Origin of the sequence: Klebsiella sp. M5al (assembly GCF_002090195.1) — a bacterium.
Lineage (GTDB): Bacteria > Pseudomonadota > Gammaproteobacteria > Enterobacterales > Enterobacteriaceae > Klebsiella > Klebsiella grimontii.
Genome location: NZ_CP020657.1, coordinates 438,609 through 452,242, shown reverse-complemented (window position 1 = coordinate 452,242; position 13,634 = coordinate 438,609). Strand labels below are relative to the sequence as shown.

Below are 13,634 nucleotides of genomic sequence, written 5' to 3'. Positions count from 1 at the left end.
AAATTTGTGAAGTTGATTGTATCTTTTCTGTTTTGCCTGTGGTGATATAGTGACGTCTTCATTTTATGGACAATGAGAAAGCGATGAGTCAGTCAGAATCCAGTTCGCTCCCCAACGGTATCGGCCTTGCCCCCTGGCTTCGCATGAAGCAGGAAGGGATGACCGAAAATGAAAGCCGCATCGTCGAATGGTTGCTTACCCCCGGCAATCTGAGCGATGCGCCGGCCATTAAGGACGTCGCAGAGGCGCTGTCGGTGTCTGAGGCCATGATCGTTAAGGTCTCTAAACTGCTTGGTTTTAGCGGTTTTCGTAATCTGCGCAGCGCGCTGGAAGCCTATTTCTCGCAGTCTGAGCAGGTCCTGCCGACTGAGCTCTCTTTTGATGAAGCGCCGCAGGATGTGGTGAATAAGGTGTTTAACATCACCCTGCGCACCATTATGGAAGGCCAGTCGATCGTTAACGTCGACGAAATTCATCGCGCGGCGCGCTTTTTCGCCCAGGCCAACCAGCGAGACCTGTATGGCGCAGGCGGTTCAAACGCCATCTGCGCGGACGTGCAGCATAAGTTTTTACGCATCGGCGTGCGCTGCCAGGCCTACCCGGACGCGCATATCATGATGATGTCCGCCTCGCTGCTGAAGGAAGGCGATGTGGTACTGGTGGTCTCGCACTCCGGGCGCACCAGCGATATCAAATCGGCGGTGGAGCTGGCGAAAAAGAACGGCGCAAAAATTATTTGTATCACCCATAGCTATCATTCACCGATTGCCAAACTAGCTGATTTTATTATTTGTTCGCCAGCACCAGAGACGCCTTTATTAGGCCGTAACGCCTCAGCGCGTATATTACAACTCACATTATTAGATGCTTTTTTTGTTTCCGTTGCCCAGCTGAATATTGAACAAGCGAATTTAAATATGCAAAAAACCGGCGCGATTGTTAATTTCTTTTCACCCGGCGCGCTTAAATAAAAAACCGATCCCACGTTGGTGGGATCAATATAACTGTATCCTACACTGAGAATACTGCCATGAATAAATATCTGAAAATTTTCAGCGGCACGCTCATGGGCGTAATGTTATCCACCAGCGCCTTTGCCGCCGCCGATTATGCTGTGGTCTTAAAAACCTTATCCAATCCGTTTTGGGTGGATATGAAAAAGGGCATAGAAGACGAAGCCAAAACGTTGGGCGTAAGCGTCGATATTTTTGCCTCCCCTTCCGAAGGCGATTTTCAGTCGCAGCTGCAGCTGTTTGAAGACCTGAGCAACAAAAACTACAAAGGTATCGCCTTTGCGCCCCTCTCCTCGGTAAACCTGGTGATGCCGGTGGCTAAAGCCTGGAAAAAGGGCATCTATCTGGTCAACCTCGATGAAAAAATCGATATGGATAACCTGAAGAAAGCCGGCGGCAACGTCGAGGCTTTCGTCACCACCGATAACGTGGCGGTTGGGGCGAAGGGCGCGGCTTTTATTATCGACAAGCTGGGTGCGGAAGGCGGCGAAGTGGCGATTATCGAAGGTAAAGCCGGTAACGCCTCCGGTGAAGCTCGCCGCAATGGCGCCACCGAAGCCTTCAAAAAAGCGAGCCAGATCAAGCTGGTTGCCAGCCAGCCCGCCGACTGGGACCGTATTAAAGCGCTGGACGTCGCCACGAACGTGCTGCAGCGTAACCCGAATGTTAAAGCGATTTACTGCGCCAACGACACCATGGCGATGGGCGTCGCCCAGGCCGTCGCCAACGCGGGTAAAACCGGCAAGGTGCTGGTGGTCGGTACCGACGGTATTCCGGAAGCGCGCAAAATGGTCGAAGCCGGACAGATGACCGCGACTATCGCGCAGAACCCGGCGGATATCGGCGCGACGGGCCTGAAGCTGATGGTCGATGCCGAGAAGAGCGGCAAGGTGATCCCGCTGGATAAAGCCCCGCAGTTTACGCTGGTGGATTCCATTCTGGTGACGAAGTAAGTCTGTAAATCCCCTTTTCCTTTGGGAGAGGGGAATTCACCCAGAGGTAATGAAGGAAATTTTCTATGCTCACGCCATATATTTCAATGGCGGGGATCGGCAAATCCTTTGGCCCGGTTCACGCATTAAAATCGGTTGATTTAACTATTTACCCGCACGAAATACATGCGTTATTAGGGGAAAATGGTGCCGGTAAATCAACGCTGATGAAAGTATTGTCGGGAATCCATGAACCGACCAAAGGCACCATTACCATTAATAATGTCAACTACGACAAGCTGGACCATAAATTAGCGGCCCAGCTCGGCATCGGCATTATTTATCAGGAGCTCAGCGTCATTGATGAATTAACGGTGCTGGAGAATTTATATATTGGCCGTCATCTGACGAAAAAAGTCTGCGGCGTTAACGTCATCGACTGGCGAGAGATGCGCGTGCGGGCGGCAATGATGCTGCTGCGCGTCGGGCTGAAGATCGATTTAGACGAAAAGGTGGTGAATCTCTCCATCAGCCATAAGCAGATGCTGGAAATAGCCAAAACGCTGATGCTCGACGCCAAAGTGCTGATCATGGATGAGCCGACCTCCTCGCTGACCAACAAAGAGGTGGACTATCTGTTCCTGATCATGAACCAGCTGCGTAAAGAGGGCACCGCCATTGTTTATATCTCGCACAAGCTGGCGGAAATACGCCGCATCTGCGACCGCTACACGGTGATGAAAGACGGCAGCAGCGTCTGCAGCGGAATGGTCAGCGAAGTGAATAACGACGACATCGTACGCCTGATGGTCGGCCGCGAGCTGCAAAACCGCTTTAACGCCATGAAAGAGAGCACCGGCAATATCGTCCGCGAGACGGTATTCGAAGTGAAAAACGTTACCAGCCATGACAAAAAAAAGGTACGCGATATCTCATTTAGCGTGAATCGCGGCGAAATTCTCGGTTTTGCTGGGCTGGTCGGCTCCGGGCGCACGGAGCTCATGGACTGCCTGTTTGGGGTTGATAAACGTAGCGGCGGTGAAATTTATCTCAACGGCAAAGCGATCTCCCCCCGCTCGCCGCTGGACGCCTTAAAAAAAGGGATGGGCTACATCACCGAAAGCCGCCGGGAAAACGGCTTTTTCCCCAATTTTTCCATCGCTCAGAACATGGCGGTCAGCCAGAGCCTGAAGCGCGGCGGCTACAAAGGGGCCATGGGGCTGTTCCGCGAAGGCGACGAACGCAAAACGGCGGAAGAGCAGCGCAAGCTGCTGGCGCTGAAGTGCCATTCGGTCGATCAGAACATCACCGAGCTTTCCGGCGGCAACCAGCAGAAGGTGCTGATTTCCAAATGGCTGTGCTGCAGCCCCGAAGTGATCATTTTTGACGAGCCGACGCGCGGTATCGACGTCGGCGCGAAAGCCGAAATTTATAAAGTGATGCGCCAGCTGGCCGATGACGGAAAAGTCATCCTGATGGTGTCATCCGAACTACCTGAAATTATCGCCGTCTGCGACCGCATTGCCGTGTTCTGCGAAGGGCGACTGACGCAAATCCTGACCAATCGCGACGACTTGAGCGAAGAGGAGATTATGGCATGGGCATTACCACAAGAGTGAAAGGCGATATGGACGAGAAAAAACCGTTTAACTTCGCGCTATTCTGGGATAAATACGGCACCTTTTTTATCCTCGCCATTATCGTCGCGATCTTCGGCACCCTGTCGTCAGAGTACTTTCTGACGACCAACAACATTACGCAGATCTTCGTCCAAAGTTCGGTCACCGTCCTGATCGGCATGGGCGAATTCTTCGCGATCCTCGTCGCCGGGATCGATCTGTCGGTCGGGGCGATCCTCGCGCTCTCCGGGATGGTCACCGCTAAGCTGATGCTGGCGGGCGTCGATCCGTTCCTCGCGGCGCTGATTGGCGGCGTGCTGGTCGGCGGCGCGCTGGGCGCCATCAACGGCTGCCTGGTCAACTGGACCGGCCTGCACCCGTTCATTATCACCCTCGGCACCAACGCTATCTTTCGCGGTATCACCCTGGTGATTTCCGATGCCAACTCGGTATACGGCTTCTCGTTTGATTTCGTTAACTTCTTCGCCGCCACGCCGCTGGGTATACCGGTTCCGGTGATTTTCTCGCTGATTGTGGCGGTGATCCTCTGGTTCCTGACCACCCGCATGCGCGTGGGCCGCAACATCTACGCGCTGGGCGGTAACAAGAACTCCGCTTTCTACTCCGGTATCGACGTCAAATTCCACATGCTGCTGGTGTTCATTATCTCCGGCGTTTGCGCCGGGCTGGCGGGCGTGGTCTCCACCGCGCGTCTCGGCGCGGCGGAACCGCTGGCGGGGATGGGCTTTGAAACCTACGCCATCGCCAGCGCCATCATCGGCGGCACCAGCTTCTTCGGCGGCAAAGGACGCATCTTCTCGGTGGTCATCGGCGGCCTGATTATCGGCACCATCAATAACGGACTGAACATTCTGCAAGTACAAACCTACTACCAGCTGGTGGTAATGGGCGGATTAATCATCGCGGCTGTCGCCCTCGACCGTCTTATCAGTAAGTAAGGAATTTATAATGAAAATTGCTCCCTCTTTAATGTGTATGGATCTGCTGAAATTCAAAGAACAGATCGAGTTTATCGACCAGCACGCAGACTATTTTCACATCGACATTATGGACGGTCATTTTGTACCGAACCTGACCCTGTCGCCATTTTTCGTCGGCCAGGTGAAAAAGCTGGCCAGCAAGCCGCTGGACTGCCATCTGATGGTCACCCGCCCGCAGGACTACATTAGCCAGTTGGCGCAGGCGGGGGCGGATTTTATCACCCTGCATCCGGAAACGATTAACGGCCAGGCCTTCCGTCTGATCGAAGAGATCCGCCGCCACGGCATGAAGGTCGGGCTGATCCTCAACCCGGAAACCCCGGTCGAGGCCATGAAGTACTACATTCATAAAGCCGACAAAATCACGGTGATGACCGTCGATCCGGGCTTCGCCGGGCAGCCGTTTATCCCGGAGATGCTGGAAAAAATCGGCGAACTGAAAGCCTGGCGCGAGCGCGAAGGGCTGAACTACGAGATCGAAATCGATGGCTCCTGCAATAAAGCCACCTATCAAAAACTGATGGCGGCGGGCGCGGACGTCTTTATCGTCGGCACTTCAGGCCTCTTTAATCACGCCGAGAAGATTGAAGATGCGTGGCAGATCATGGTCGAGCAGATCCTGGCGGCGAAACACGAGGTACTGCCTCATGCAAAAACAGCGTAACGTTGTTGCGGGCGTGGATATGGGCGCGACCCATATCCGCCTTTGCCTGCAAACCGCGCAGGGCGAAGCGCTGCACTGCGAAAAGCGGCGCACCGCGGACGTGATTAGCGCCGACGGCCTGGTCAACGGCATTAAAAACCTGTTGCAGCAGCAGCTGACCCTGCACGACGCCCGTTGCTGCGGGCTGGTGATGGGGTTCCCGGCGCTGGTGGCAAAAGACAAGCGGACGATTATCTCAACGCCCAATCTACCTCTCGCCGCCGACGACCTCTACAACCTGGCCGACCGGCTGGAAGCAGCGCTATGCTGCCCGGTGGAGTTTTCCCGCGATGTGAATCTGCAGCTCTCTTTTGATGTACAGGAGAATGGCCTGCAGGAGCAGGAGGTGCTGGCGGCCTATCTTGGCACCGGTATGGGCTTCGCGGTCTGGCTGAACGGCGGGCCGTGGACCGGCGCGCACGGCGTGGCGGGCGAGCTGGGGCATATTCCGCTGGGCGATGACGCCCTCACCTGCGCCTGCGGCAACCCCGCCTGTCTGGAAACCGTTTGCTCCGGCATTGCGCTCAAGCGCTGGTATGAACAGCAGCCGCGAGCGTACGAGCTGGGCGAACTGTTCGTCCACGCCGAGCAGGAGCCGTTTGTCCAGACGTTGCTAAACCACGCCGCCCGCGCTATCGCCACCAGCGTCAACCTGTTCGATCCCGACGCGGTAATTCTTGGCGGCGGTGTGATGGATATGCCCGCCTTCCCGCGCGATACCTTAATCGCGATGGTCAAAACCTACGTTCGCCGTCCGCTGCCGTATCAGGCCGTACGCTTTATCGCCGCGTCATCATCAGCGTTTAACGGCGCCCAGGGCGCGGCGGCGCTGGCACGCAGCCGTTATTTACCCCTTCCTGTTACAGTATGATATTTAACGTCAGGCCGGATGCCGCTCATATCGGTATCTGGCCCATAATATGACCATAAATCATATGCAGTTAAATGCCCCTGATTTTATAAATCATAATTGAATGTAATAACTTCATTAATCACCCTATCGCAATCCGCACAAATACCTCATAAAAAGAGGTGCCCATCTCACATTTCTTATTCTATAAACATAAAAAAACATCTTATTATGGGAAAGAAATAAAGCAGCCCTTCTTTTAACTAAATAAATTCACAATACAAATGATAAATGGAGATTTATATGAATAACTTGCAGTTATTCCGTTTGAACAGGACTTTTATTGCCATTGCTGTCGCAACAGGGTTATTAGTTAACACCTCTTTTGCGAGCGAAACCGCCCAGCCAGCCACGCAATATACGCAGCAAATTAACCAGCAATATACTCAGTCGCTACCCTTTAACGACCGTCAGGACTTTGATGATGCGCAGCGGGGATTTATCGCCCCGCTTCTCAATCAAGGTATTCTGAAAAATGCTGATGGGAAAACCTATTATCGGGGGGAGGATTATAAATTCGATATCAATGCGCCAGCCCCCGACACGGTGAACCCCAGCCTGTGGCGGCAGTCGCAAATCAACGGTATTTCCGGCCTGTTTAAAGTCACCGAACGCATGTATCAGGTCCGCGGCCAGGATATTTCCAATATTACCTTTATTGAAGGCGATACGGGTATCATCGTTGTTGATCCCCTTGTCAGCCCGGAGGCCGCAAAATCCAGCCTCGACCTCTACTATCAGCATCGCCCGCAAAAACCTATTGTTGCCGTCATCTATACCCATAGCCACACCGATCACTATGGCGGCGTCAAAGGTATCGTCAGCGAAGAGGATGTTAAAACAGGCAAAGTGCAGGTTATTGCTCCAGCCGGGTTTATGGAAGAAGCCATCAGCGAAAACGTGCTGGCCGGGAATATTATGAACCGCCGGGTTCTCTACTCTTATGGTCTGTTGCTACCCCATAACGCTCAGGGCAATATCGGCAACGGTCTGGGCGTCACCATCAGTGCGGGCAACCCAACGATCATCGCCCCGACCAAATCGATAACCAAAACCGGTGAAAAACTGAATATCGATGGCCTGGAATTTGACTTTTTAATGGCGCCGGGCAGCGAGGCGCCATCAGAAATGCACTTCTATATCCCGGCGCTTAAAGCATTATGTACCGCAGAAAATACCACCCATACGCTGCATAACTTCTACACCCTGCGCGGCGCTAAAACGCGCGATACCAGTAAATGGACCGATTACCTGAATGAAACGCTCGATATGTGGGGCAGTCAGGCTGAAGTACTGTTTATGCCGCATACCTGGCCGGTCTGGGGTAACCAGCACATTAACGACTATATCGGCAAATATCGCGACACCATCAAGTATATCCATGACCAGACGCTCCATCTGGCTAATCAGGGCTATACGATGAACGAAATCGGCAACATGATTAAGTTGCCCCCAGCGCTGGAGAATAACTGGGCCAGCCGCGGCTACTATGGTTCCGTAAGCCACAACGCCCGCGCGGTTTATAACTTCTATCTCGGTTACTTTGACGGCAACCCGGCCAACCTCAACCCCTACGGCCAGGTCGATATGGGTAAACGCTACGTCGAAGCGCTGGGCGGCGCAAAACAGGCAATTGAGCTGGCGCAAAAAGCTTATGAAAAGGGCGACTATCGCTGGACGTCAGAACTGCTCAAGCAGGTGATTGCCGCCGAACCGCAAAACCAGGCGGCAAAAGATCTGCAAGCGAATTCCTTTGAGCAATTGGGTTATCAGGCGGAGTCCGCAACCTGGCGCGGTTTCTACTTAACCGGCGCGAAAGAGCTGCGCGAAGGCGTGCATAAACTCACCCACAATACCTCAAATTCACCCGACACCATCAAGGGTATGACGGTCGAAATGCTGTTTGATTACATGGCAGTCCGTCTGGATAGCGAGAAAGCGGCAGGCAAAAATATCAGCCTGAATTTCAATCTTGATCGAGGCGAAACCCTGAATCTGACGCTGAACAATAGCGTGCTCAACTATCGCCAGGCTTCTCAGCAGAAGCCCGATGCATCCTTCACTATCAGCCGTGCTGACCTGCACGACGTGTTGACCGGCCAGGCCAAAATGGCCGATCTGCTGAAAACAGGGAAAGCCAAAGTCACCGGCGATGCGGCAAAGCTGGATGAAATCTTCTCCACGCTCGATCAATTTGAACTGTGGGTGAATATCGTTACGCCTAATTAATCAGGCTCGCTTCCGGAAATTTCTATTCTTTTCCGGAAGCGAATACATCCATGAGGGAAATATAAACACCTAAAAACAATAAAAAATATAAATAAGTCATGAATGCGGATGATTAATAAAGACATTTCACTCTCAATTAAAAATGGGGATACTGTGACCTCTTTTTCCTGTTTTACATTCACACGGGATATTTTTCGCAATAGACAGGATGTATTTCATTATGCAAACGGTTAAATCCAGTATTGTGATGCAGCTAAAAAATATATGCTGGCTCACTCCGGCCGCATTGTTGACGGGATGTACATTATCTCCGGCAATTCCGGTCATTGGCGCCTATTATCCTGGATGGCTCTTCTGCATTATTGCCGGAGTCATCCTTACGCTCATCACGCGGCGGGTTGTTCTGCTCAAATATAAAATGCCAGCGCTTGCAGGCGTTATTTATACCGCCCTTTTTGCTCTCTACTCCATGCTGTTCTGGCTGGTATTTTTCTAACCCCTATTGAGATGCACTCATGGAAAGTTCGTCGAAAAAAATTCCTCGCAATAAATTACCGGCTCTGCTTCTGGTACTACTGGCCGTCGTCGTTTTACTCGTTGTCATCTGGCGACTGGATAGCGCGCCCGCTACTAACGACGCCTACGCTTCAGCGGATACGATTGATGTGGTTCCGGAAGTCAGCGGCCGCATTGTCGAACTGGCGGTTAGCGATAACCAGCAGGTCAAGCAGGGCGATCTGCTGTTTCGCATCGATCCCCGAACCTATGAAATGAACCTGGCGAAGGCCGAAGCTTCTCTTGCCGCGCTGGATAAACAGATTATGCTCACCCAGCGCAGCGTAGACGCGCAAAAATATGGCGCTGACTCCGTTCAGGCGACGGTCGCCAAAGCCCGCGCGGCGGCTAAACAGGCCAGCGATACCCTGCGCCGCACCGAGCCGTTGCTCAAGGAAGGTTTTGTTTCCGCAGAGGATGTCGATCGCGCCAGAACGGCGCAGCGCGCCGCCGCAGCCGACCTTAATGCGGTATTGCTCCAGGCGCAACAGGCCGCCAGCGCGGTCAGCGGCATCGATGCGCTGGTTGCCCAGCGAGTCGCCGTTGAAGCAGATATCGCGCTCACTAAACTACATCTTGAAATGGCGACGGTTCGCGCACCGTTCGATGGACGGGTGGTCGCATTAAAAACCTCCATCGGCCAGTTTGCCTCCGCTATGCGTCCGCTCTTTACCCTGATTGATACCCGCCACTGGTACGTCATCGCCAACTTCCGCGAAACGGAGTTGAAAAACATCCACACCGGTACACCCGCGACTATTCGTCTGATGAGCGACAGCGGCAAAACCTTCGCCGGTAAAGTCGATTCCGTCGGCTACGGCGTACTGCCTGACGACGGCGGTCTGGTGCTGGGCGGTCTGCCGCGGGTTTCCCGTTCGATTAACTGGGTTCGCGTGGCCCAGCGCTTCCCGGTAAAAATCATGGTGGATAAACCCGACGCAGAGATGTTCCGCATCGGCGCATCGGCGGTCGCCACTCTCGAGCCGCAATGATGAACGCGCTTAATTACCTGCCGCTGCCGCTGGTCAAAGCGCTGGCTTTTTTTCGCGAGGAATTAAGCGAAGAGCGCCCCGGCAGAGTGCCGCAAACCATGCAGCTTTGGGTTGGCTGCCTGCTGGTGGTGCTGATCTCAATGACCTTCGAGATCCCCTTTCTGGCGCTTTCGCTGGCGGTGCTGTTTTACGGCATCCAGTCCAATGCTTTCTATACCAAATTCGTGGCGATCCTGTTCGTGGTGGCCACGGCGATGGAGATCGGCAGCTTATTTCTGATCTACAAATGGTCTTATAGCTATCCGCTCGTGCGGCTGATCGTCGCTGGCGTAATTTTGCTGGGCTGTATGTTTATGATGCGCGCCCATCGCCTGGGGCTGGTCTTCTTCGCCGTGGCGATTGTTTCAATCTACGGGCAATCTTTCCCCGGAATGCTCGATTACCCCGAAGTCGTCGTTCGTCTGACGCTATGGTGTATCGTCGTGGGACTCTACCCGACGCTGCTGATGGTACTGATCGGCGTCCTGTGGTTTCCCGCCCGCGCGGCGGATCAGATGCGCGCAGCCCTGTGCGCGCGGCTTGATGACGCCGCCAGCCGCCTGACGCAATCCGCCGAACCGCTACCTGAAAAGCGCATTGAACAGGAAGCGTTAGCGCTGCAAAAACTGAACGTCTTCTGTATGGCCGATGATGCCGACTGGCGAGCAAGAAGCGCATGGTGGCAAACCTGCGTCACGACGGTGACCTACCTTTACGCCACGCTGAACCGCTACGACGCCGCCGCCTTTGCCAAAAATCAGACAATCGATTCTCTACGGCAAAAGCTGCAAAGCGAAATCGCCGCCCTGAAAAACGCCATTAGCGACGGGGAGACCTGGCATAGCGAGTGGCAACTGAGCGCTGAAGAGACCGCTGCGGCACGCGAATGCGGGCTGGAGAATGCCTGTCAGATTCTGCGACAGCTGGGTCAAATGGACCCGGACACGCCGCCCACGCCTGCAACCAAACCACCCTCCATGGCGCCGGATGCTTTCACTAATCCGAACTATATTCGTTACGCCCTGAAAACGCTGCTGGCGTGCATGATCTGCTACGTCTTTTATTCCGGCGTCGATTGGGAAGGGATTCACACCTGCATGCTGACCTGCATCATCGTCGCTAACCCCAATCTCGGCTCGTCGTATCAGAAAATGACCCTGCGCTTCGGCGGCGCATTCTGCGGCGCGATCCTCGCTCTGCTGATGACCATTTTTGTGATGCCCTGGCTGGATAATATCGTCGAACTGCTGCTGGTGCTGGCGCCGGTTTTTCTTATCGCGTCATGGATCGCCACCGGCTCAGAACGTTCTTCATACATCGGTACGCAAATGGTGGTCACCTTCGCGCTGGCGACGCTGGAAAATGCCTTCGGTCCGATTTACGACCTGGCGGAAATCCGCGATCGCGCCTTCGGTATTATGATTGGCATCGTCGTTTCAGCGGTGCTTTACACCTTTATCTGGCCGGAAAGCGAAGCGAAAACGCTGCCGCAAAAGCTGGCGGGCGCGCTGGGTCTGCTTGGCAAATTGCTCCGCGTTCCGCGCCAGCAGGAAGCCGCCGCGCAGCGAACCTATCTGCAACTGCGCGTCGGCGTTCATGCGGCGTTGAATAGCTGCGAAGAGATCTGCGAGCGGGTGGCGCTGGAGCGCCAGCTTGACGATGACCAGCGTCTGCTGCTGGTGAAACGTAGCCAGGCGGTTATTCAGCAGGGGCGCGAAATCCTCTACGCCTGGGATGCCGCCTGGAATGACGCCCAGGCGCTGGATAATTCGCTATTGCAGGAGCGGGCCGGGCGTTTTGCCGATGCCCTGGAAAAATACGCCGCCGGGCTGGCCGCCGCAGCCAGCACGCCCCCGGTCATCGAGCTTATCGACACCGCCATTTCACCCACGCTATATCAACAGGAGCAACGCGTCATGCAGCAAATGGCCCGTTTACCGGACTGGACTCGCCCGGCGCTGACGCCAGCCGAAGAGCAAGTGCAAGGAGCCGCTCAACTATGACCCGTAACCTTTCACGCTTACTACTCTGCGGCCTGCTCGGTAGCGCTACGGCGCTTTCCGGCTGCGCGCTGGTGCGCAAAGATTTCACGCCGCATCAACAGCTGCAGCCAGAGCAGATTAAGCTGGCCAGCGATATCCATCTCGCCAGCCAGGGATGGCCGCAGGCGCAGTGGTGGCGTCAGTTCAATGACCCGCAGCTGGACGCCTTAATTCAGCGCTCGCTTTCCGGGTCGCACACGCTTGCCGAAGCGAAACTGCGTGAAGAAAAAGCGCAATCGCAGGCCGATCTGCTGGAAGCCGGTACGCAGCTTCAGGTTGCCGCCATGGGGATGCTCAACCGCCAGCGCGTTTCGACCAATGGTTTCCTTGGCCCGTTCGCCGACCAATCCGACAGTCGGCTCATGCCGATGGACGGCCCCTACTATACCGAGGGCACCGTTGGGCTGCTCGCCGGTCTGGATCTGGATTTATGGGGCGTCCACCGTTCGGCCGTTGCTGCGGCTATCGGCGCGCAAAACGCCGCAGTCGCCGAGACAGCCACCGTAGAGCTAGCGATCTCCACCGGCGTCGCTCAGCTTTACTACAGCATGCAGGCCAGCTATCAGATGCTCGACCTGTTGCAACAAACCCGCGAAGTCATTGAGTATGCGGTAGAAGCGCACCAGAGTAAGGTTGCCCATGGCCTGGAGGCGCAGGTGCCTTATCACGGCGCCCGAGCGCAGGTGCTGGCGGTCGATAAACAGATCGCCGCGGTAAAAGGGCAGATCGTCGAAACTCGTGAAACTCTGCGCGCCCTGATCGGCGCGGGGGCTGGCGATCTCCCTGCGATCAAGCCCGTATCTCTGCCGCGGGTGCAAACCGGTATTCCAGCCACGCTCTCCTACGATTTGCTGGCCCGACGTCCGGATCTACAGGCTATGCGCTGGTATGTCCAGGCTTCGCTGAATCAGGTGAACGCCGCGCGCGCCCTGTTCTACCCGAGCTTTGATATCAAAGCGTTCTTCGGCGTCGATTCCATTCACCTGGATAAACTGTTCGAAAACCGCAGCAAGCAGATCAACTTTATTCCTGGCCTGACGCTGCCGCTGTTTGATGGCGGACGCCTGAATGCGAACCTCGAGAGCACCCGCGCCTCCAGCAACATGCTGATTGAGCGCTATAACCAGTCGGTGCTCGACGCCGTGCGCGATGTCGCTATCAACGGCACGCGCCTGCAAACGCTGAACGATGAGCGCACAATGCAGGCTGAGCGGGTCAGCGCTTTCCGCTACACCCAAGCCGCCGCCGAAGCGGCCTATAAACGCGGGCTTAGCAGCCGTTTGCTGGCGACCGAAGCCAGACTGCCGGTGCTGGCGGAAGAGATGTCGTTACTGATACTCGATTCCCGGCGTGTAGTTCAGAGTATTCAGCTGATCAAAACGCTGGGCGGCGGCTACCAGGCGCCGGTAGCCAAAAAATAACCCTCACGCCGCGTGACGTCCGTCGCGCGGTATTTTCATCGACACGTCAAAACTGACGATAGCCTGCTTTTCGTCATCATTTCGCCCAAAAAAACGACGTATTATCAGTCGATACCCACAATGAAAACATGGCATAGAAGATGCATATTGATGGCGCGATAGCGCGTGTGCGCCAATT

Annotated in this window: 11 protein-coding genes; all 11 read left to right on the top strand. The window is 54.8% G+C overall.

All coding sequences use genetic code 11. From position 1 onward, the window contains the following. Positions 1-83: 83 nt before the first annotated feature. The 11 genes from BWI76_RS02170 to BWI76_RS02120 all read left to right on the top strand — a co-directional run bounded on the left by BWI76_RS02170 (position 84) and on the right by BWI76_RS02120 (position 13,456). Positions 84-971 (top strand): MurR/RpiR family transcriptional regulator, encoded by an 888-nt coding sequence (locus BWI76_RS02170; RefSeq protein ID WP_004137474.1) that lies wholly within the window; start codon positions 84-86, stop codon positions 969-971. Positions 972-1,030: 59 nt separating this feature from the next. Beyond that, entirely contained in the window at positions 1,031-1,966 is a 936-nt protein-coding gene (alsB, locus tag BWI76_RS02165) for a D-allose transporter substrate-binding protein (RefSeq protein ID WP_004137475.1), read from the top strand. 65 nt (positions 1,967-2,031) lie between these two features. After that, on the top strand, positions 2,032-3,564 hold the full coding sequence (alsA, locus tag BWI76_RS02160; protein WP_004137476.1) for a D-allose ABC transporter ATP-binding protein AlsA: 1,533 nt from the start codon (positions 2,032-2,034) through the stop codon (positions 3,562-3,564). Next, complete coding sequence (gene alsC, locus BWI76_RS02155) at positions 3,543-4,523, top strand: D-allose ABC transporter permease (protein ID WP_004137477.1); 981 nt, start codon at positions 3,543-3,545, stop codon at positions 4,521-4,523. Before alsA ends, alsC begins: the two co-directional genes overlap by 22 nt. A 10-nt stretch (positions 4,524-4,533) precedes the next feature. After that, positions 4,534-5,229 (top strand): D-allulose 6-phosphate 3-epimerase, encoded by a 696-nt coding sequence (alsE, locus tag BWI76_RS02150; protein ID WP_004137478.1) that lies wholly within the window; start codon positions 4,534-4,536, stop codon positions 5,227-5,229. Beyond that, positions 5,213-6,139 (top strand): allose kinase, encoded by a 927-nt coding sequence (alsK, locus tag BWI76_RS02145; protein ID WP_064371513.1) that lies wholly within the window; start codon positions 5,213-5,215, stop codon positions 6,137-6,139. Before alsE ends, alsK begins: the two co-directional genes overlap by 17 nt. A 282-nt stretch (positions 6,140-6,421) precedes the next feature. After that, positions 6,422-8,407: an alkyl/aryl-sulfatase gene (locus BWI76_RS02140; protein WP_004137482.1), complete on the top strand. Its 1,986-nt coding sequence runs from the start codon at positions 6,422-6,424 to the stop codon at positions 8,405-8,407. Between the two features lie 220 nt (positions 8,408-8,627). Further along, a complete protein-coding gene (locus BWI76_RS02135) occupies positions 8,628-8,903 on the top strand; it encodes a YtcA family lipoprotein (RefSeq protein ID WP_004137484.1) in 276 nt (91 codons plus the stop codon). 19 nt (positions 8,904-8,922) lie between these two features. Next, positions 8,923-9,954: a multidrug transporter subunit MdtN gene (mdtN, locus tag BWI76_RS02130; RefSeq protein WP_024360210.1), complete on the top strand. Its 1,032-nt coding sequence runs from the start codon at positions 8,923-8,925 to the stop codon at positions 9,952-9,954. Further along, positions 9,954-11,996, top strand: coding sequence for a multidrug efflux transporter permease subunit MdtO (gene mdtO, locus BWI76_RS02125; RefSeq protein ID WP_004137488.1), 2,043 nt, complete (start codon positions 9,954-9,956; stop codon positions 11,994-11,996). The genes mdtN and mdtO overlap by 1 nt, the downstream gene beginning before the upstream one ends. Further along, positions 11,993-13,456 carry an MdtP family multidrug efflux transporter outer membrane subunit gene (locus BWI76_RS02120; protein WP_004137490.1) on the top strand — a complete coding sequence of 488 codons (1,464 nt, stop codon included), beginning with the start codon at positions 11,993-11,995 and terminating at the stop codon, positions 13,454-13,456. The genes mdtO and BWI76_RS02120 overlap by 4 nt, the downstream gene beginning before the upstream one ends. Positions 13,457-13,634 lie beyond the last annotated feature (178 nt).